Origin of the sequence: Solibacillus sp. FSL H8-0538, from assembly GCF_038003525.1 — a bacterium.
Classification (GTDB): domain Bacteria; phylum Bacillota; class Bacilli; order Bacillales_A; family Planococcaceae; genus JBBOPI01.
This window is the reverse complement of sequence record NZ_JBBOPI010000001.1, coordinates 1,751,514-1,770,733: the sequence shown is the minus strand read 5'-3', so window position 1 is coordinate 1,770,733 and position 19,220 is coordinate 1,751,514. Positions and strand designations below refer to the sequence as shown.

Genomic DNA, 19,220 nt, shown 5'->3' with positions numbered 1-19,220 from the left:
CACCTTGTTCATTTTGTACGATTAAGCAATTTCTTCAATTTCAATGATTGCAGGTAATTCAGGTAAATCCGAAACAACATCAGCCTCGGTTAAGCTTAGTCCGGACAGCTTGTAACTCGTTTCAAAATCAAGCTGTGCTGTTAGATCAAGATCATTGAATGTTAAACGTGTATACAAGCCTTCATGTGTTAAGTCTACTGCACAAATACAGTCAATCGTATTGCGTACATGAGTCTTCTCCGAATCTGTTAATGGCAGCGAATTACTTAGTAAATACGGTTTCAATGCATCACGTACAAAACCTTGCGCCTCAATGATGCAATTAAATTCCGCTAACTTATTGGCATTTGATTTTAGAATGATGCGCTCACGCTTGCGTTGGACGTTTAGTTCGCCTACTTGCATTAAAATTGTTTTCATTCGTTTCATCGCTAAATCGTTTAAATGATTTTGGATGGCATATAAATCTTCTAACATTTGCTTTTCGTATTTTTGAATGAACTCCAACTTTTCAGCACAAATGGCCTGTTGGTTGTTGAGACTTGCGATGCGGTCCTTTACATAGTCATTTTCCTCATCTACTTCGACGGTGGCTTTCAAACCTTTACCGTGAAGCTTTTTATGCTGCTTCTCATAGCGCGCATATTCATGTTCATATTCGCTATGTAGCTTGCGGTATTCACGAACGGCTTGCTGATAGCGAATGGCACGCTCCTCGAAGCGCTCTACTTCTAAATCACGTAAATACAACTCGCCTGCTAGTACTTGGAGTAGCTGGTATAATGTTTGGACAGGCTTGAACACTTCACTTACATGGCGATATTCATCCTCATATGCCGAAATAATGGCCATATCCCGTTGCTGACGTGAAAACTCAAAATTCGTATCCGCGCTATACTGCTCAATGCTTTCATAAGCCGATAAATACGGCTCACGTGCAGGAATCAACTCGATTTCCTTGCGTAGTCGCTCAAGCCAATTCATGAAACGCTCCGTAATATGACGTGTCTTTTTAGATTGATTATTTACAATTCGGTGAATTAGCTGGGTCAATTCTGTATAATGCGAATCAATTAACAACTGTGTATTATTACTTTTTCTCGCCTCAATTGCCTGTAACGCGGAAACACCTAGCATGTCCTCAATTTGTGAACCGTATCGACTTTTCTCTGATTCAATAAAGGTCGTCACACTACCTTCAAAGCAGTCAATCGCATTAACGATGAAATGGGGCTTAATGCCACGCACATTTAATTTATGTAAAAAGTTCAGCTCCGCCTCTGTCGCAATAGATCCACTACGAAGCACCCAAAAAATTTCATCTACGCGGTTAATTAGAGCCTGTGAAAAATAAGCGGAATTGTCTGCCCCTACTTCAAGTGCAGTTGAATCTACAATTGTTACTTCCTTCAGTAAGTCATGCTTTATATACACCTCTAAATAGTCCAGGTGCTCTCGAATGATTTGGGCACTAAAGTTATCAGACGTTGTTAGAAGCTCCACTTTGGCAATATCAAATGTTGCAATCATACCATCTAAAAATACTGCTTTAATGCATTCTTCCTCACCGTAGCGAATAAATGTATTGGCACTTGTCGGGTTCGTGTTACTTGCAGAAAGTAGCTCACGCCCAAGCAGACCATTAATCATCGTCGTTTTTCCGACGCGTTCTTTCCCTAAAATTAATAACATCGTTTGATTTTGTGCATCTTCAATAATGCGGGTTAAACGACGTGTTGTATCTCTAACATATGAATTTTGCGCTAACATAACACTCAACGGCTTTACACGCTCGATTAATTGCAGTAATGGATTTGATGCGGGCGGTTGTATTGTACTAACCTGTTCATTGATTTTCTCAGTCATTCGTCCAAACCCCTTTTATTTCTGTCATTATTTACTATTATAATAGTTTATCCATCTCCTTGAATATGGAAATGTAAGCCTATTTATAAATTGAGCATACTTCCTTATAATGTTTTGTAACAAATAGGTACTAGTACATGTCGCACTGCACTAGATGCAGTAATTTTATTTAAATGTTGAGTTTGCTGTCGAACTAATGCTCAGTTCTTGTAAGTTTGTTTTCAATGCTAATGAAAGATGATATGATAATTGAAGATTTTTTGTAGAAGAAGGAGTTTTTCCATGCAAAGTTTACGTGAGCAATGGTTTGGAAATGTTCGAGGCGATATTTTAGCTGGACTTGTTGTCGCACTCGCACTTATTCCAGAGGCAATTGCTTTTTCTATTTTAGCTGGCGTTGACCCCATGGTAGGGTTGTATGCGTCGTTTGTTATTGCGGTGACGATTAGCTTTGTCGGTGGTCGCCCTGCTATGATTTCAGCTGCAACGGGTGCAATGGCACTTGTTATCGTGTCGCTTGTAAAAGATCACGGGCTACAATATTTACTAGCCGCAACAATTTTAACGGGAATTATTCAAGTATTATTTGGTGTTTTCAAAATTGCCCGCTTGATGAAATTCATTCCGAATGCCGTCATGATTGGCTTTGTGAATTCATTAGCAATTTTAGTATTTATGGCGCAAACGCCGCACTTCTTCGGCGGAAGCCTTATGACATGGATCTTTTTACTGGCAACAATCGCATTTGTTTACGGAATCCCTTATGTTATTAAAGGCATACCTGCGCCACTCATTGCAGTTGTTATTTTATCGGTGGTGGCTGTGTATGCGGGGTTTGATTTAAATACGGTTGGCGATATGGGATCGATTACACAAAGCTTGCCTTCATTCTTTATTCCGGACGTGCCATTTAACTTAGAGACGTTATCCATTATTTTTCCGTATTCGATTGCCCTAGCGATTGTTGGGTTAATGGAATCACTGTTAACGGCGTCGATTTTAGATGATATGACGGATTCTGATAGTGATAAAAATAAAGAAGCGCGTGGACAAGGGATTGCCAATGTCATAAACGGATTCTTCGGTGGGATGGCAGGCTGTGCAATGATTGGCCAATCTGTTATTAATGTGAAGTCAGGTGCACGTGGTCGACTTTCTACGTTTGTTGCAGGCGCATTTTTAATTTTTTTAATATTAGTACTTGGCGATTATGTCGTGCAAATTCCAATGCCAGTGCTTGCTGGTGTGATGGTCGTTGTGTGTATAACACAGTTTGACTGGAGCACATTTAAATATGCGATCACAGCACCGAAAAAAGATGTATTCGTTATGCTATTAACAGTGGGTGTTGTAATTTATACACATAATTTAGCAGTCGGTGTTGTTGCAGGTGTGCTTGTGAGTGCGATGTTCTTTGTTGCTGAAATTTCACGCGTGGATATTATCGAAGATAGTGATATGTTTACGGTGAAAGGCCAGTTATTTTTCGCTTCAACAGAAGGATTTATGAATTATTTCAAGAATAAAGGATTAACTGAGCAAGAAGTAACGATTGATTTCTCAGATAGCCGTATCTGGGATGATTCAGCGGTTGGGGCATTATTAAAAATAAATGATTTACTCGAAGCAAACGGCAATACGGTTCATTTCTGCAGTTTTGACGGATCGAGCGCAACACTCATAGCAAAAATAACGGGGAAATCCTTACCTCTATAAGGAGTGAGAGCAATATATCAACATATTTTACTTGCAGCGGACGGCTCAAACAACGCACTGCGGGCCGCAACAGAAGCCTCAAAAATTGCGAAGTTAGCAAAGGATTCACACGTAACCATTGTGTATGTGGCTGATTTTGAAAAAGCAAAAACAGAAAATCTGCATGCGTCCTCTGCCGAAAGCCTGTATGTAGAGCGTCGTCAAAAATTAGCGAACATTGAAGCTATTTTTAGAGAAGCTGCCGTTGCTTACAAACTTGAAATTTTACGAGGCAATCCAGGTCCAGAGATCATTAAGTTTGCCAATGACAAAGCAGTCGATTTAGTTGTAGTCGGAAGCCGCGGTCTTAACAGCTTGCAAGAAATGGTGCTTGGCAGTGTGTCACATAAAGTGATGAAGCACGTTAATTGTCCTGCACTTGTGGTGAAATAAAGGGTGCACTTCACCTTATTAATTCATTAAATAGCATGTGAAATCAGAAATGGTTTCATATGCTGTTTTTGTTTTAACATTGAATAATAGCATAATGTCTCCCGTATTGCCGGATAAGTAGTGATTTGCTAAAACGGGTTGGAAAAAAATGTAGAATTCAATAGATAGCATCTTTATGCAAGAATAGAGCGGACATTGGTAACTACTTTTTGGTAAAAGCTCGATCTCGGGCCTACTTTACCAATGACCACAGCATTTCTCGCATTAAGGTCAAGTGACTTGGCTTGATCGGTAAGGACGACTCCACTCAGTTCTGTAAATGGGACTCTTGGATGGGCCGTGTTAATACCCTTAGGAACCTTTACCTCAAAAGGATATTCCTTTATTTGTGTCGTAACAGGAACAATCATAGCAAAGTTTGTATTATTCGGATCAATTAGTCCGTCTGAAAGAACGATTGCAGCACGCCAACCGTTTTGTTCATGCCCTTTTGTTGGATACATGTTCAACCATATTACGCTACCTCGCTCAACATTCCCTGTAATCCCCATTAGATTATCTCATCCCCCATAGGTTCATCTTTAATCTCCTCGTGAGTAGGCATACCTTGCTTGCATTTCGCACGAATCGACAGAAAATGTTTACGAAGGTCTTCTTGATCATCAGCAGCCGGATATATTGGACGGAGCAGGATTTCTTGGTCCTCATTTACGTACATCTCAATTTCAACTCCATCAGTAAACTTTACTTTCTCAGAAACATCCTGAGGAATACGGACAGCTAGACTATTGCCCCACTTTCGAACTGTTGCAGTTGTCATAAATATCCACCCCTTTCCATCTTCTTGATTCAAGAATAACACTCCCTTACACAATTGTATACACTCAGTATATACATAGAATGAAGATGTTATGCACAATAATAGATTACGGAAATTGTCTATAACTACATAACTACTGCATTGAATTGCTCATTTAATTCCTCGTAATTAAAAAAAATAGCAGGAGCGAGTTCAATCTAATCGCCCTGCTATTTTTCTACTAAACTATTTTTAATTCACACGGCCAAAGCCTACAAGATATTTTTCCCACCAGTCTAGTGATTCAATGACAACACCTGAGTTTTGTGCATCGATCATTTTTCCATCGCCGAGATAAATACCAACATGTGCAATACCTGAGCCGTAGCTAAAGAATACGAGATCCCCTGCCTTAGCATCACTGCGACTTATTTTTGTCGTCGCTAAATATTGTTCGCCTGAAGTACGTGGCACTGAAATGCCTGCTTGCGCAAATGACCACTGTACAAGGCCCGAACAGTCAAAGCTTGTACTTGGTGTACTACCGCCCCATTTATATGGCATACCTATATATTTCTTCGCTTCACTTATGGCTGCTGTTACACCTTGCGTCATGCTTGGTGCTTTCGTAGTCACATTTGAATCCTCGTTTGTTGCCTCATTTTTTTTGATGCTGCCCTGTAAATTGCGCAGTGACTGTGCTTCGTTTTCAGCTGCAATACGTTCTTCTTGTAAACGCTCACGCTCTGTGACGTCTGCAATTTGTTCTTTTAAACGAAGTGACTTCGCTTTATTTTCCGAAATAACAATTTGAAGCTCAGTTTCCTTCTCCTGCATGCGTTGGAAACGTTGCTGTTGCTGTTCTTTCGTGTCTTGTAATTGTTGTTTTGTTTCCTGCAGTTGCAAATAGTCGTCATTTTGTTCATCAATTAAAGCTTGATCCGCTTCGAGTATAGTTTTAACTGTAGTCACACGGCTAAATAAATCTGTTATACTACTAGAACCAAAAATAGCATCTATGTATAAAGATAAATTTGAATCTTGTATTTGATAGGCTGTTAAACGATCTGATATTATCGTAGTTCGGTCTTTAATACGCTTCTCAATCTCTAGGATTTCAGCGTCTGTTTTTGCGATTGCCTTTGTCGTTGCTTCAAATTGCTCCATTTCCTTTTGGAGTTCTGTTTGAAGTGTTTCGACCTCCATGTTTAATTGTTCAGTTTTGGCATCCACTGTTGCCTTTTTTTCAGTAAGCTCGGTTGCTGTATCTGCAAAAGCTTGTCCGCTCGTTACATACACTCCTCCGCAAGCTAATAATAATGTTAATGCAATCTTATGATGTAATGATGTGCGAGTATTCACGCACAATCAACTCCTCTCAGATGTAAAAGTATTCTAGTTAAATTACGAGTATCTCTAAAAATAGTATACTGGTCTTTCTACCTACTTTCAAATTACATTATGATGACAAACATTACATCCACCATCTTCTGAGCAATCATCAATATATTGTAAATCCATTGGTACAACGGATTTTAATCCATACAGCAATCACTATATTAGAACGAAACATTTCGCCCAAAATAGGGCGAGATGCTGTCCTTTCTTATCTACCAAGAAAAATCTAGTTCATAAACATTCTCAAAAATTTATTATTTTTATTATCTATAAGATAGGATTTTCATTGCCACCCTTGAAGCAAGAAAAAATAGTTTCGAGTGCATAAGAAAAATGAACTGCGTGTAAAGTATATTATAAGTGCTTTATATTAGTGCAATTAGAATATATTGGTTTAAGCACCGTAACTTGGGGTTGATTTCCGTTCTGGCTGGACGCTTTCCAGGGGGCGTTCGATGAGCCGCTTAGGGGTAACAAAGGTACAAAGGCTAAGTACGCCACGTCCTGTGGCAACGCCTTTGTGACCAACATCGTGTTGGCCTCATTGTTATTAGACAACAAGTTTGTATGATTGCTAGCAAAAGTAATACTAAGGAGCGATTATATAATGAGTTTTGAAATCAAGTATTTTGTCGAACAAATCCGGACTTATTTGATGGCTGATTTAGCTATTAGAAATGAATCTAATTTATTCGATATTGCCGTAAATCTAATTAAACGCCATGACCCTACTCATTTCGAGCATATTTGTCAGGCTTATGAAGTAGTAAAGCATGAGTTAATCGGTTAATAAAACAGCGAACCCGACTTTGAAGTAATCCATCAAAGTCGGGCTCATTTCGGTTTATTTAATTAGTAAGCAACGCGCTTTGCTTCGTACGCCGCAATATACTCTTCATATTGAATCGTTAGGGCAATTTCATCCCAACCATTGATTAGTGTTTCTTTATAGTACGGATCGATTGAGAAGTTGTATACTGCTCCGTCTTCCCCTGTTACCGTTTGTGCTTCTAGGCTTACTTCCACGTTGTACGGGTTTGTTAAGCCTTTTGATAAAATCTCGTCACACTCTGCTTCAGTTAATTTAATTGGCAGGATGCCGTTTTTGTAGCAATTATTGTGGAAAATATCGGCGAAACTTGGAGCGATGACTACGTTAAAGCCGTAGTCTAAAATTGCCCAAGGTGCGTGCTCACGTGATGAACCACAGCCGAAGTTGTCCTGTGCTACAATAATTTTAGAGCCTTTAAATTCTGGTTTGTTTAGCACGAAGTCTGAAATTTCATTGCCTTCTGCGTCAAAACGCCAGTGGTAAAATAAAAATTGGCCGAATCCTGTGCGCTCAATGCGTTTTAAGAATTCCTTTGAAATGATTTGATCTGTATCCACATTTTTACGATCAAGTGGTGTGATAACACTGTTTATGATATTAATTGGTTCCATTTTATTTCACCTCTTAAACTGTTTCCTTAACAAATTCACGAACATCAACGAAGTGGCCAGCAATTGCTGCAGCTGCTGCCATTTGAGGCGACACTAAGTGCGTGCGTGCGCCTGTGCCTTGACGACCTTCGAAGTTACGGTTAGATGTTGATGCACAACGTTCCCCAGCTGGTACTACGTCATCATTCATCGCTAGGCACATTGAACAGCCAGACTCGCGCCATTCAAAGCCTGCTTCAAGAAAGATTTTATTTAAACCTTCCGCTTCCGCTTGTTGTTTTGTTGTAAATGAACCTGGTACAACGATGGCTGTTACGTTTTCATTTACTTTACGACCTTGGATTACTTGTGCAGCTGCACGTAAATCCGATAGACGTGAATTTGTACATGAGCCGATAAATACGTGCTGTACGTCAATTGAAGTTAGCGGTTGGCCTTCTTCTAACCCCATGTACTCCAGCGCTTGGCGAAGTGCCGCTTTATCTGACTCATCTGTGTAGTCATTCTGCGTTGGGACATTTTGTGAAACACCAGAGCCCATTGATGGGTTTGTACCCCATGTTACGATTGGCTCAATTTCTTCTGCATTAATGATACGTACTTCGTCATACGTAGCATCTGTGTCAGAAGCAAGGCTTAACCAGTAAGCTGCTGCCTCTTCGAATGTTTCGTCTTTTGGTGCATAACGACGACCTCGGATGTATTCCACTGTAATGTCATCTGGTGACACAAGGCCTGCTTTAGCGCCAGCTTCAATTGACATATTACAAATTGTCATACGTTCTTCCATTGATAGTTTGTGGATCGCTTCTCCAGTGAATTCCACAATATGACCCGTTCCTACACCAATACCGAATTTAGAAATGATCGCTAGAATAATATCTTTTGCAGCAACGCCTACTGGAAGCTCACCTTCTACGCGGATTTCCATTGTTTTCGGTTTGTTTTGCCATAGTGTTTGTGTACTCATTACGTGCTCAACTTCAGATGTACCGATACCGAATGCAATCGCACCGAATGCACCATGTGTTGATGTATGCGAGTCACCACAAACGATTGTTTTACCAGGTTGTGTTAGCCCAAGCTCTGGACCGATAACGTGTACAATCCCTTGGTCTGGGTGGCCGATATCTGCCAGTTCAATGCCAAATTCTTGCGCATTTTTTGCAAGTGTTTCGATTTGATTGCGTGCGATTGGGTCATTAATTGTAGGTAAATTTTTTGTTGGTACGTTATGATCCATTGTCGCAAAGCAAAGATCCGGACGACGCACTTTACGATTGTTAATGCGCAAACCTTCAAACGCTTGTGGGCTCGTTACTTCATGAATTAAATGAAGGTCAATATACAGTAAATCAGGTTTACCTGGTTCCTCATATACAACGTGTGTATCCCAAATTTTTTCAATTATGTTTTTCCCCATGTTCTTCACCAATCCCTTAAATATATGAAATCATAATGCTGTCTGATACGAAGCTTGTATCAATTTCGTTAATGACTTTGTCTGTCCATTCGTCTGTTGATAAAATACGACCGCCTTGTTGAGCAAGGTCCGCAGTGAAGTAACCATCTTCGAATACTGCGTTAACCGCGCGTTCGATTTCAGCTGCTTCTTCTTTCAAGCCAAATGAATACTGAAGCATCATCGCCACTGAAAGAATCGTTGCTGCAGGATTTGCTACACCTTGACCTGCAAGTTCAGGTGCTGAACCATGAACTGGCTCATAAAGACCGAAGCTATCGCCGCGAATTGATGCAGAAGGTAATACACCAAGTGAGCCCGTAATGACAGAAGCTTCATCACTTAAAATGTCGCCAAATAAATTTTCCGTTACAACAACATCGTAATGGCCTGGGTTTGTAATTAATTTCATTGCCACAGAATCCACTAAGTTATGCTCAGTTTCTACATCTGGGTACTGCTTTTTCTTTTCTTCCACGATTTCTCGCCATAATCTTGACGTATCTAGTACGTTAGCTTTGTCTACTGAACATAACTTTCCGCGACGCAGTCTTGCTAGTTCATAAGCATTGTCCACGATGCGTTCGATTTCCTCGCGTGAATACACACATGTATCAATAGCACTTGTTTCTGTTTTCATGCGTGGCTCTCCGAAGTAAAGGCCCCCTGTTAGTTCACGTACGATCATTAAATCAACGTTTTCTGCGACTTCACGCTTTAATGGAGAAGATGCAAGTAAGCTTGGGAACGCTTTAACTGGACGAAGGTTTGCGAATAAATCAAAGTGTTTACGGATTTTTAATAAACCTTTTTCCGGACGTAATTCTGGTGGGTTATTGTCCCATTTAGGACCGCCTACCGCACCGAGTAGTACTGCGTCACTTTCTTCACACATTGCAATCGTTTCTTCTGGTAGTGGGTTATTATGTTGGTCGATTGCCGCTCCACCGATTGTAGCGTAGCCTAAGTGGAATGTATGGTTAAATCGTTTGCCGATTACTTGTAATACTTTTACTGCTGAAGCGATAACTTCAGGACCAATCCCGTCGCCAGGCAGTACTGTAATTTTCTTTTCCATTTGAAAACACCTTTCCTTCTCACGTGTATGGACGTACCATTTTGCGCTATTTTAGTGAAACGCCATCAAACAAGTTGTCTGATGGCGCTCATTGTTATACTAGCACCGGCTGTTGTGCGCGGATGCTTTCTTGAATAAGTTGGCGATTGATTGCGTTTAAATATGCTTTTGCAGATGCCTCAAGTACGTCTAGTGCTGCGTCACGACCAGTTGATGTGTAGCCGTTGTAGCTTAGGTTAATAACAGCTTCTCCTAATGCATCACGGCCTTTGCCAACTGATTTTACACGGTAATCTAAAATATTTACTGTGCCGTTGACTAATTGTTCAAGAGTGTTGAAAATGGCCTCTACTGAACCTGAACCTGTTGAAGCGAGCGTTTTCGTTTCGCCTTCAGGAGTAATGACAGATGCTGTTGCGGTTGGAATATTTTCCGTTCCGTACTGCACTTGCACACTTTTTAGTTCAAATAGTGCTACATCTTCAACTGATACTTGTTGTTCCGTTAAAATTGTAACTAAATCTTCTTCGGTTACTTCTTTTTTACGGTCTGCTAAGCGTTTAAATTCTTGGAACGCCTTGTTTAATTTTTCATCTGATAGCTCGTAGCCCATTGTTTCCGCACGGTCACGGAAAGCTGCGCGGCCTGAGTGTTTACCTAATACTAATGGTATATCATCTTCTCCAATTAATGCTGGTGAGATGATTTCGTATGTTTCAGGATTTTTTAGCACACCGTCTTGGTGGATGCCTGATTCATGAGCAAAGGCATTTTTCCCAACAACCGCTTTGTTTGGCTGGATCACAACACCTGTTAGGCGGCTTACCAGTTGTGATGAACGTTTAATTTCTTTTAAGTTCAGACCTGTCTCTACTTGGTAAAGGTCTTTACGAATATGCATGGCCACACCAATTTCTTCTAGCGCTGCATTCCCCGCACGCTCACCGATCCCGTTAATTGTACATTCCACTTGGTCTGCACCGTTTTGGATCGCCGCAATTGAGTTTGCTACCGCCATTCCTAAATCGTCATGGCAGTGTGCTGAAAATTTCACTGTGTCTGCACCACGCGCATTTTCACGTAAGTATTTGAATAGCTCACCGTATTCATTTGGTGATGCATAGCCTACTGTGTCTGGAATATTAATCGTTGTTGCACCAGCAGCAATAACTTCTCCGATAATTTCCGCTAAAAATTCACGATCCGATCGGAACCCGTCTTCAGCCGACCATTGTACTAGTGGGAAAAACTTCTTCGCATATTTTACTGCTTCTACGGCTTGTTCCATTACTTGTTCTGGAGATTTTTTTAATTTGTACTCCATATGGATTGGGCTTGTTGCTAGGAAAATATGAATATGTGGTTGTTCTGCGACTTTAATCGCTTCCCACGTTGTATCAATATCTTTTTGGATACAGCGCGCAAGACCTGTTACGATCGAGTTTTTCACTGTTCCTGCAATACGATTAACTGCTTCAAAATCACCAGGTGATGAAGCGGGGAATCCCGCTTCAATAATTGTGACACCTAGGCGCTCTAACTGTTTTGCGATTTCTATTTTTTCCGCCGTGTTTAAGTTAATTCCTGCTGATTGTTCTCCGTCACGAAGGGTTGTATCAAAAATATCAATCTTGCGCATTACTTAACTGTAACCTTTTGTTTACCTTGGTTAATGAAAGGCATCATTGCACGAAGTTTTGCTCCAACTTCTTCAATTTGGTGGTTTGCACCAGCTTCTTTGAATTTTGTATATTCTGGACGACCAGTTTCATTTTCTTCGATCCAACGTTTTGCAAATGTACCGTCTTGGATATCAGTTAATACGTCTTTCATACGCGCTTTTACTGAAGCGTCGATTAAACGTGGACCTGATACATAGTCCCCCCACTCAGCTGTATCTGAGATTGAGTAGCGCATTGTTGCCATACCGCCTTCGAACATTAGGTCAACGATAAGTTTTAGTTCGTGTAGTGTTTCGAAGTAAGCTAGTTCTGGTTGGTAACCTGCTTCAACTAATGTTTCGAAACCTGCTTTAACAAGTTCAGTTGCGCCACCGCAAAGTACTGCTTGCTCACCGAATAGATCCGTTACTGTTTCTTCAGCGAATGTCGTTTCAAGTAACCCACCACGAGCTGAACCAATTCCTTTACCGTATGCAAGAGCTAAATCACGAGCTTGGCCTGTAGCGTCTTGGTGGATTGCGAATAATCCTGGTACGCCAGCGCCTTCAGTGAATTGACGACGTACTAAATGTCCTGGGCCTTTTGGAGCTACTAAGAATACGTCAACGTCTGCTGGAGGTACGATTTGTCCGAAATGCACGTTGAAACCGTGTGCGAACATTAAAGCTTTACCTGCTATTAAATGTGGTGCGATTTCCGCTTCGTAAACTGCTTTTTGACGCTCATCCGGAAGTAAAATTTGAATTACATCTGCTTCAGCCGCTGCTTCTGCTACTGTTTTCACATCTAAGCCATCTTCTTTTGCCGCGTCATATGATTTACCTGGACGGATACCTACTACTACGTCAAAACCTGATTCTTTTAAGTTAAGAGCGTGTGCGTGCCCTTGAGAGCCGTAACCGATAATTGCGATTTTTTTCCCTTTTAGTACTTCTTCGTTGATTTGATTTTCATAATACATTGTAGCCATTTGTAAAGCCTCCATTTGTTTTGTTTTATTTTTTGAGCGAATGACCGGTATACGATCACTCAGCTTTATATGCAAACTATTTTGTTATTTCAAAATAGATAGCTGCGGACCTTCTGTTTTTTGTGCTTCACGCACCGATGCAGTAGCACCAGTACGCGTTAATTCTTTTATGCCATATGGACGAATTAGTTCGATAAAGGCATCAATTTTTTCCGGATGACCTACCACTTGATACGTTACAACATTTTTCGCTGTGTCAATCACTTGTGGACGGAACGGTTCGATAATTGCATTCATTTCAAGTCGAACATTTGGTGGTGAAATAACTTTCACTAATGCTAACTCACGGAGCACAATTGATTTATCCGAAATATCATTTACTTTTAGCACGTCGATTTGTTTTGATAGTTGTTTGATCAACTGTTCAATTTTACTTTCATCTTCTACATGTACGACGAATGTCATTTTTGAGAAGTTTGGCTGTTCAGTATGGCCAACTGTAATTGATTCAATATTGAATTGGCGCTTCATTAAAAGCCCTGTTACACGGTTAAGTACACCGCTTTGATTAATAACTGTTACTGTAATGACACGTTTCACCCCTTCTTCACCCCGATCATTTCGTGTAGTCCTTTTCCTGGTGCAACCATTGGATAAACGTTTTCTAGCTGCTTCACGCGGCAATCAATGACAACTGGCTCATCTGAGTTAATTGCTTCTGTGAGAATTGCCTCCGCTTCTGCTAAAGTATTAATGCGGTATCCTTTAACCCCATATGCATCTGCTAGTTTTACGAAATCCGGTTGTACTGGAATAAGTGATGATGAATAGCGTTCGTCATAGAATGTTTCTTGCCATTGGCGAACCATTCCCAAGCACTGATTGTTTAAAATCACAACTTTTACTGGTAAATTGAATTCTTTTAATAACGCCAATTCTTGGTTTGTCATTTGGAATCCTGCGTCCCCAACAATCGAGATAACTTTCTTGTCTGGTTTCGCAAATTGTGCGCCAATTGCAGCTGGAAAGCCGAAGCCCATTGTCCCAAGACCACCTGACGTTACCCAGCCATGGTCGTTGTTTAAGCGGTAATACTGCGCAGTCCACATTTGGTGTTGGCCTACGTCGGTTGTAACAATTGCATCACCGTTCGTAATTTTATGAATGAGTTCAAGTGCTTGCTGTGGTAATGTTTCAACACCATCAGCTTCGTACCATAACGGATACTCTTTTTTACTTTCATTTAAATACTCCAACCAAGCTGTTGTATCCGGTGCGTCAAATTCTTTTTTCAGTAGTGCTTTTAATGCTTCTTTAGCATCTGCGACGATTGGGATATCAGTAGGTACATTTTTACCGATTTCCGCAGGATCAATATCGATGTGCACGATTGTTGCATTCGGGGCAAAGGTAGCTAAGCTCCCTGTTAAACGGTCATCAAAGCGTGCACCGATATTAATAAGTAAGTCTGCTTTTGTAATCGCATTATTCGCTGTTACTGTACCGTGCATTCCCGCCATACCGTAAAACTGCTCGTGTTCGCCGTGAATGCTACCAAGTCCAAGCAATGTGTTAATGACAGGTAATTTGTACTTTTCGACAAATTCAGTCAATTCTCCACGCGCATCGGCAAATAACACACCTGCACCTGCTAATACTAACGGCTTCTTCGCTAACGAAATAGCTTGAATTGCTTTTTGAATTTGTAAGTAGTTCGGTTTAGAATTGGGTTGATAGCCTGGTAAGTAAATTTCTTCCGGTGTCGTTGGAATATTTTCATTAAATATTGATTGAGACACGTTTTTCGGGAAGTCAATTAATACTGGACCTTTACGACCTGTATTCGCAATATGGAACGCTTCATTAATGATACGTGGGATATCTTTCACGTCTTGCACTTGGTAGTTGTGCTTAGTAATAGGTGTTGTAATCCCCATAATGTCCGCCTCTTGGAATGCATCCGTACCGATTACTGACGTCGCAACCTGCCCTGTGAAAATAACAAGGGGAATCGAGTCTATCATCGCATCAGCAATACCTGTGACAAGGTTCGTTGCGCCTGGTCCAGATGTGGCAATAACAACGCCTGGTTTGTTTGTTACACGTGCGTAACCTTCAGCAGCGTGAATCGCACCTTGTTCGTGACGAGTTAAAATGTGACGAATTGGGTTGCGATACATTGCATCATAAATTTGTAATACCGCTCCGCCCGGATAGCCGAAAATTATATCAACGCCTTGATCATGTAATGACTGAATTAAAATATCAGCACCATCTCGCGGCTTCTTCACTTCTTGTGCTTCTGAACTTACATCAAGTTGTTCATTTACTGAAACATTTGCACTCATATTGTGTTCTCCTCCCTATTCAAGAATAACTAGAAAACAAAAAGCCCTTTTCTCCGCACGCAAAATAAACCTTGCGTAGGGATGAAAAAGACTTTTCATGGTACCACCCTTGTTCATAGCTAAAAGCTACCTCGCGAATAGTGGAAATTATTTCACTTTCGCTAAATTCCAAATACACAGAAAATTTAGCGTGCAACAAAGCGTAATACACTATTCATTAATAACGAGCACTTCGACTATGCCCGGAACTATCTAATAGCAAAGAATGCGTTTAATAGCTCACTCCGAGGGGATGTCGGTACTAGTTGTATCATCGGCTTCCAGCAATACCGACTCTCTGGTAAATACAATGCTCTAGTACCTTTAACCTCATCAACGATTTATATTATTCAAGTAAAATAAATTAGATTTTCATAACGCCGCCTTGAGAAGCATTCGTTACTAATGCTGAGTAACGGGCTAACCAACCGCGTTTAATTTTCGGTTCAAAAACAGGTAATTTTGTGCGACGTTCTGCAAGTAACTCTTCAGATACTTCTAGATTAATCGTACGGTTTGGTAAATCGATCGCAATTGTATCACCGTTTTCAATCAAAGCGATTGGACCGCCTTCTGCTGCTTCAGGTGAAATATGACCAATTGAAATTCCTCGAGATGCACCAGAGAAACGTCCGTCTGTAATAAGTGCGACTTTCGTTCCTAACCCGCGACCTTGAATTGCTGAAGTCGGAGCAAGCATTTCTGGCATTCCTGGACCACCTTTTGGCCCTTCGTAGCGAATAACAACCACATGGCCTTCGCGTACAATGCCTTGATCAATCGCTTCTTGTGCTTCCTCTTGTGATTCAAACACAATTGCTTCGCCGATAAACTGTTTAATCGAAGGATCAACAGCACCAACTTTAATAACAGAGCCTTCCGGTGCGATGTTGCCAAATAATACAGACAAACCACCAACAGGAGAATATGGATTATCTTTCGTACGAATGATTTTGTCATCAGTAATGTGATAATCTTTCACAAGCTCACGCATCGTCACGCCCGAAATAGTTGGACGGTCAGGATGGATAGCACCAGGAATTTTCGTTAATTCATTAATAATCGCTTGGACACCGCCTGCTTTGCAAATATCATCCATAGATATGTCAGAAGCTGGCATAATTTTCGCTAAATACGGAACGCGTTCAGCGACTTTATTAATGTCTTCGATTTTATAATCAATTTCTGCCTCGTTTGCGATTGCTAATGTGTGGAGTACAGTATTTGTCGATCCACCCATAGCCATATCTAGTGCAAATGCGTCATCAATCGCTTCTTTTGTAATAATATCGCGCGGTTTAACATCTTCTTTAATCATACGAACTAAATGTTTTGCTGCCTCTTTAATTAGTTGGTGACGCTCATCACTCGTTGCGACAATTGTGCCGTTACCTGGTAGTGCAACACCTAACATCTCCATTAAGCAGTTCATCGAGTTCGCTGTGAACATGCCTGAGCAAGAACCACATGTTGGACATGCATTGTTCTCAATATCAAGTAGCTCCTCAGCTGTCATGTTCCCTGCTTTATGTGCGCCGACGCCTTCAAATACACTTGTTAATGATAATTGCTTACCGTTTGCAGATGTACCTGCTTCCATCGGGCCACCTGATACGAAAACAGATGGTACGTTTGTACGTACAGCTGCCATCAGCATCCCTGGTGTAATTTTATCGCAGTTCGGGATGTAAAATACACCGTCGAACCAGTGCGCGTTAATAACTGTTTCAGCTGAGTCTGCAATAATTTCACGTGATGGCAATGAATAACGCATGCCAATGTGACCCATTGCAATTCCATCATCAACACCAATTGTATTGAACTCAAATGGAATACCGCCTGCTTCAATAATAGCTTCCTTGACAACTTCCGCAAACTCGCGTAAGTGGACATGTCCTGGAATAATATCAATATACGAGTTACATACACCGATGAATGGCTTCTCTAAATCTCTTGCCTTCACTTTCCCTGTAGCATAAAGAAGGCTACGGTGTGGAGCACGGTCTACCCCAAGCTTAATCATATCGCTTCTCATTTACTAAACGCCCCTCACGTAATGCTTGTTCCATATTTAATGCTATTTTAGCGTAAATATCTATTGTTTAACTATTACTGCGCTACGTGTGATGTTCCGCCCACTTGAACGGCATCACTTTTTTATGGAACTTCTGTGAAAGCAGGAATTCCTTTAAATACGGTCGTTGTACTTTCAAAAACTAGATTGTCATAAAGACGTTTGAAGTATGCAACGTGTGTACTAAATTGTTGTTATCATAGTACGAATCAAGGCGAACCGTCAACACTATTTTTAGAATTATTTATACAATTCAAAAAAATCAACCATTTTGAAACCGCTTTCACTCTTTATCTTGCATGTTTTTTGCTGTTTTGGTTTAGTTTTTTTATAATTTTGTATATTTTTAATTATTCTAATTTTTTCTTTTATTATTGCTCCGAAACCGTTAAAACCTTTAAATTACTAAGAATATTTTCTTGTTTTAAGTCATTAAAAATACATCTTCCGGATCGTATTGCTTCCAAACTGCATTAAATTTTTGTGCTTGTGGATAAAATGATTGGATATTTTCCGCATTATTTGTGTTCAATTCCCCCGTATTTCTTTCTTTTTAACTAAATCCGGAAAATTAGGAACAAACAACTCGTCCAAAATAGGGCTAGTTGATGTCCTAATTTATGTGGATGGAAAAGCTATACTATTTTATCCACAAAAAAAGTCTAGCAGTATTTTGCTAGACTTTGAGAAAGTATAATTACTATATTAATAATAGTTCAACAGCCAAATTTAAAAAGATAATAGTGTGTAACGCGGCGAATGCTAATCCTTGACGATTTAATTTTCTCATGACAGCTAGATCCATAAACATCACCCCATAGATTATTTTTTATTACTATACTACAAATCAATACCTTTTTGCAAAAGTTTTCGAAACTTTTGTGAACTTTTTTTCTGCCACTTCTGCTTAGATAATGTCATAATAAAGCAAACTCATAGTTAGGGGGCTTTTTTATGAAACGAGCATTACTTGTAATTGACTATACGGTGGATTTTGTTGCACCAGACGGGAAATTAACTTGTGGCGAACCTGGTCAAGCATTAGAAGGAAAAATCGTATCAATAATCGAGGAATTTATTGCGAGTGGCGATCTGGTTGTCTTTGCAAATGATGTCCATTATGAGGGAGATACGCTTCACCCTGAAACAAAATTATTCCCTCCGCATAATCTATATAGAACAGCTGGACGCGATTTATATGGCAAAGTAAAGACGGCTTACGAAAAGAATAAGGACGTCTGCATTTTTTTAGATAAAACTCGTTATAGTGCATTTGCTGGTACCAAATTGGGTATTCTATTAGCAGAACGTCGTATTATGGATGTTCATTTAGTCGGCGTGTGTACGGATATTTGCGTGCTGCATACTGCAGTAGACGCTTATAACAGCGGCTATTCCATTACAGTACATGCGGACGCTGTGGCAAGCTTTAACGCGCAAGGACATGACTGGGCACTAGGTCATTTTAAAGGGTCGCTTGGGGCAAATGTGATTTAATCAGTATTTTTTACACTTAATGTGTAAAGAATATGTTTGAAAGTAGGAGGATACGGTAATAATTATGATCAGCTATCATATCTACATTAAAAGGAGATGACCACATAATGAGTTTTATTTGGTTCCTAATTATTGGAGGAGTGCTCGGTTGGCTAGCCGGTGTCATTTTAGGCAAGGATATTCCTGGAGGCGTTATTGGTAATATTGTTGCGGGGATTATCGGTTCTTGGATTGGTAGTACTTTACTCGGCAATTGGGGTTGGAAAGTTTCAGACTTTTATGTATTCCCTGCATTAATTGGGGCCGTTGTCTTAATTTTTATCGTAAGTTTTATTTTAAAAGCAATGCGCAAAGCAACGTAACTTTACTTTCAACAGAGTGTGACTGTATATTTGTCGCACTCTGTTTTTATTTTT

The 19,220-nt window shown here is 40.3% G+C and carries 17 protein-coding genes; 5 read left to right on the top strand and 12 right to left on the bottom strand.

Annotated features, from left to right (window positions below):
- Window positions 1–21 precede the first annotated feature (21 nt).
- Entirely contained in the window at window positions 22–1,866 is a 1,845-nt protein-coding gene (locus MHH87_RS08325; protein ID WP_340748850.1) for a dynamin family protein, read from the bottom strand.
- Window positions 1,867–2,148: 282 nt separating this feature from the next.
- Between MHH87_RS08325 and MHH87_RS08320 the strand changes: the two genes are divergently transcribed.
- A complete protein-coding gene (locus MHH87_RS08320) occupies window positions 2,149–3,582 on the top strand; it encodes a SulP family inorganic anion transporter (protein WP_340748849.1) in 1,434 nt (477 codons plus the stop codon).
- A gap of 12 nt (window positions 3,583–3,594) precedes the next feature.
- A complete protein-coding gene (locus MHH87_RS08315; protein WP_340750935.1) occupies window positions 3,595–4,014 on the top strand; it encodes a universal stress protein in 420 nt (139 codons plus the stop codon).
- 173 nt (window positions 4,015–4,187) lie between these two features.
- Here the strand turns inward: MHH87_RS08315 and MHH87_RS08310 are convergent, their stop codons facing one another.
- From MHH87_RS08310 to MHH87_RS08300, 3 genes are all read right to left on the bottom strand, one after another.
- Window positions 4,188–4,565 carry a type II toxin-antitoxin system PemK/MazF family toxin gene (locus tag MHH87_RS08310; protein WP_340748848.1) on the bottom strand — a complete coding sequence of 126 codons (378 nt, stop codon included), beginning with the start codon at window positions 4,563–4,565 and terminating at the stop codon, window positions 4,188–4,190.
- Entirely contained in the window at window positions 4,565–4,867 is a 303-nt protein-coding gene (locus MHH87_RS08305) for an AbrB/MazE/SpoVT family DNA-binding domain-containing protein (protein ID WP_340748847.1), read from the bottom strand. The genes MHH87_RS08310 and MHH87_RS08305 overlap by 1 nt, the downstream gene beginning before the upstream one ends.
- Window positions 4,868–5,065: 198 nt before the next feature.
- Window positions 5,066–6,175, bottom strand: coding sequence for a C40 family peptidase (locus MHH87_RS08300; RefSeq protein WP_340748846.1), 1,110 nt, complete (start codon window positions 6,173–6,175; stop codon window positions 5,066–5,068).
- Window positions 6,176–6,818: 643 nt separating this feature from the next.
- Here MHH87_RS08300 and MHH87_RS08295 point away from each other — a divergent pair.
- A complete protein-coding gene (locus MHH87_RS08295) occupies window positions 6,819–7,001 on the top strand; it encodes a hypothetical protein (protein WP_340748845.1) in 183 nt (60 codons plus the stop codon).
- A gap of 62 nt (window positions 7,002–7,063) precedes the next feature.
- On the opposite strand, the gene leuD is transcribed toward MHH87_RS08295, so the two are convergent.
- From leuD to ilvD, 8 genes are all read right to left on the bottom strand, one after another.
- Window positions 7,064–7,654 (bottom strand): 3-isopropylmalate dehydratase small subunit, encoded by a 591-nt coding sequence (gene leuD, locus MHH87_RS08290; RefSeq protein ID WP_340748844.1) that lies wholly within the window; start codon window positions 7,652–7,654, stop codon window positions 7,064–7,066.
- 13 nt (window positions 7,655–7,667) lie between these two features.
- Window positions 7,668–9,077, bottom strand: coding sequence for a 3-isopropylmalate dehydratase large subunit (gene leuC / locus MHH87_RS08285; RefSeq protein ID WP_340748843.1), 1,410 nt, complete (start codon window positions 9,075–9,077; stop codon window positions 7,668–7,670).
- A 16-nt stretch (window positions 9,078–9,093) separates the two neighbouring features.
- Window positions 9,094–10,194 carry a 3-isopropylmalate dehydrogenase gene (leuB, locus tag MHH87_RS08280; RefSeq protein WP_340748842.1) on the bottom strand — a complete coding sequence of 367 codons (1,101 nt, stop codon included), beginning with the start codon at window positions 10,192–10,194 and terminating at the stop codon, window positions 9,094–9,096.
- 94 nt (window positions 10,195–10,288) lie between these two features.
- Window positions 10,289–11,833 carry a 2-isopropylmalate synthase gene (locus MHH87_RS08275; RefSeq protein WP_340748841.1) on the bottom strand — a complete coding sequence of 515 codons (1,545 nt, stop codon included), beginning with the start codon at window positions 11,831–11,833 and terminating at the stop codon, window positions 10,289–10,291.
- Window positions 11,833–12,861 (bottom strand): ketol-acid reductoisomerase, encoded by a 1,029-nt coding sequence (gene ilvC, locus MHH87_RS08270; RefSeq protein ID WP_340748840.1) that lies wholly within the window; start codon window positions 12,859–12,861, stop codon window positions 11,833–11,835. The genes MHH87_RS08275 and ilvC overlap by 1 nt, the downstream gene beginning before the upstream one ends.
- 69 nt (window positions 12,862–12,930) lie before the next feature.
- Complete coding sequence (ilvN, locus tag MHH87_RS08265) at window positions 12,931–13,446, bottom strand: acetolactate synthase small subunit (protein ID WP_340748839.1); 516 nt, start codon at window positions 13,444–13,446, stop codon at window positions 12,931–12,933.
- Window positions 13,443–15,194: a biosynthetic-type acetolactate synthase large subunit gene (gene ilvB / locus MHH87_RS08260; protein WP_340748838.1), complete on the bottom strand. Its 1,752-nt coding sequence runs from the start codon at window positions 15,192–15,194 to the stop codon at window positions 13,443–13,445. Before ilvB ends, ilvN begins: the two co-directional genes overlap by 4 nt.
- 403 nt (window positions 15,195–15,597) lie before the next feature.
- Window positions 15,598–17,268 (bottom strand): dihydroxy-acid dehydratase, encoded by a 1,671-nt coding sequence (ilvD, locus tag MHH87_RS08255; protein WP_340748837.1) that lies wholly within the window; start codon window positions 17,266–17,268, stop codon window positions 15,598–15,600.
- Between the two features lie 993 nt (window positions 17,269–18,261).
- Here ilvD and MHH87_RS08250 point away from each other — a divergent pair.
- Together MHH87_RS08250 and MHH87_RS08245 are read left to right on the top strand one after the other, a co-directional pair.
- Complete coding sequence (locus MHH87_RS08250; protein ID WP_340748836.1) at window positions 18,262–18,804, top strand: cysteine hydrolase family protein; 543 nt, start codon at window positions 18,262–18,264, stop codon at window positions 18,802–18,804.
- Window positions 18,805–18,911: 107 nt separating this feature from the next.
- Window positions 18,912–19,166 (top strand): GlsB/YeaQ/YmgE family stress response membrane protein, encoded by a 255-nt coding sequence (locus MHH87_RS08245; RefSeq protein ID WP_340748835.1) that lies wholly within the window; start codon window positions 18,912–18,914, stop codon window positions 19,164–19,166.
- Window positions 19,167–19,220 lie beyond the last annotated feature (54 nt).

What these genes read in the sequence shown, in the direction of transcription:
- MHH87_RS08325 (WP_340748850.1), bottom strand. Translation starts at nt 1,866, where the DNA reads ATGACTGAGAAAATCAATGAACAGGTTAGTACAATACAACCGCCCGCA.
- MHH87_RS08295 (WP_340748845.1), top strand. Translation starts at nt 6,819, where the DNA reads ATGAGTTTTGAAATCAAGTATTTTGTCGAACAAATCCGGACTTATTTG.
- leuC (WP_340748843.1), bottom strand. Translation starts at nt 9,077, where the DNA reads ATGGGGAAAAACATAATTGAAAAAATTTGGGATACACACGTTGTATAT.
- ilvD (WP_340748837.1), bottom strand. Translation starts at nt 17,268, where the DNA reads ATGAGAAGCGATATGATTAAGCTTGGGGTAGACCGTGCTCCACACCGT.
- leuB (WP_340748842.1), bottom strand. Translation starts at nt 10,194, where the DNA reads ATGGAAAAGAAAATTACAGTACTGCCTGGCGACGGGATTGGTCCTGAA.
- ilvC (WP_340748840.1), bottom strand. Translation starts at nt 12,861, where the DNA reads ATGGAGGCTTTACAAATGGCTACAATGTATTATGAAAATCAAATCAAC.
- ilvB (WP_340748838.1), bottom strand. Translation starts at nt 15,194, where the DNA reads ATGAGTGCAAATGTTTCAGTAAATGAACAACTTGATGTAAGTTCAGAA.
- MHH87_RS08320 (WP_340748849.1), top strand. Translation starts at nt 2,149, where the DNA reads ATGCAAAGTTTACGTGAGCAATGGTTTGGAAATGTTCGAGGCGATATT.
- MHH87_RS08310 (WP_340748848.1), bottom strand. Translation starts at nt 4,565, where the DNA reads ATGGGGATTACAGGGAATGTTGAGCGAGGTAGCGTAATATGGTTGAAC.
- leuD (WP_340748844.1), bottom strand. Translation starts at nt 7,654, where the DNA reads ATGGAACCAATTAATATCATAAACAGTGTTATCACACCACTTGATCGT.
- MHH87_RS08250 (WP_340748836.1), top strand. Translation starts at nt 18,262, where the DNA reads ATGAAACGAGCATTACTTGTAATTGACTATACGGTGGATTTTGTTGCA.
- MHH87_RS08245 (WP_340748835.1), top strand. Translation starts at nt 18,912, where the DNA reads ATGAGTTTTATTTGGTTCCTAATTATTGGAGGAGTGCTCGGTTGGCTA.
- MHH87_RS08275 (WP_340748841.1), bottom strand. Translation starts at nt 11,833, where the DNA reads ATGCGCAAGATTGATATTTTTGATACAACCCTTCGTGACGGAGAACAA.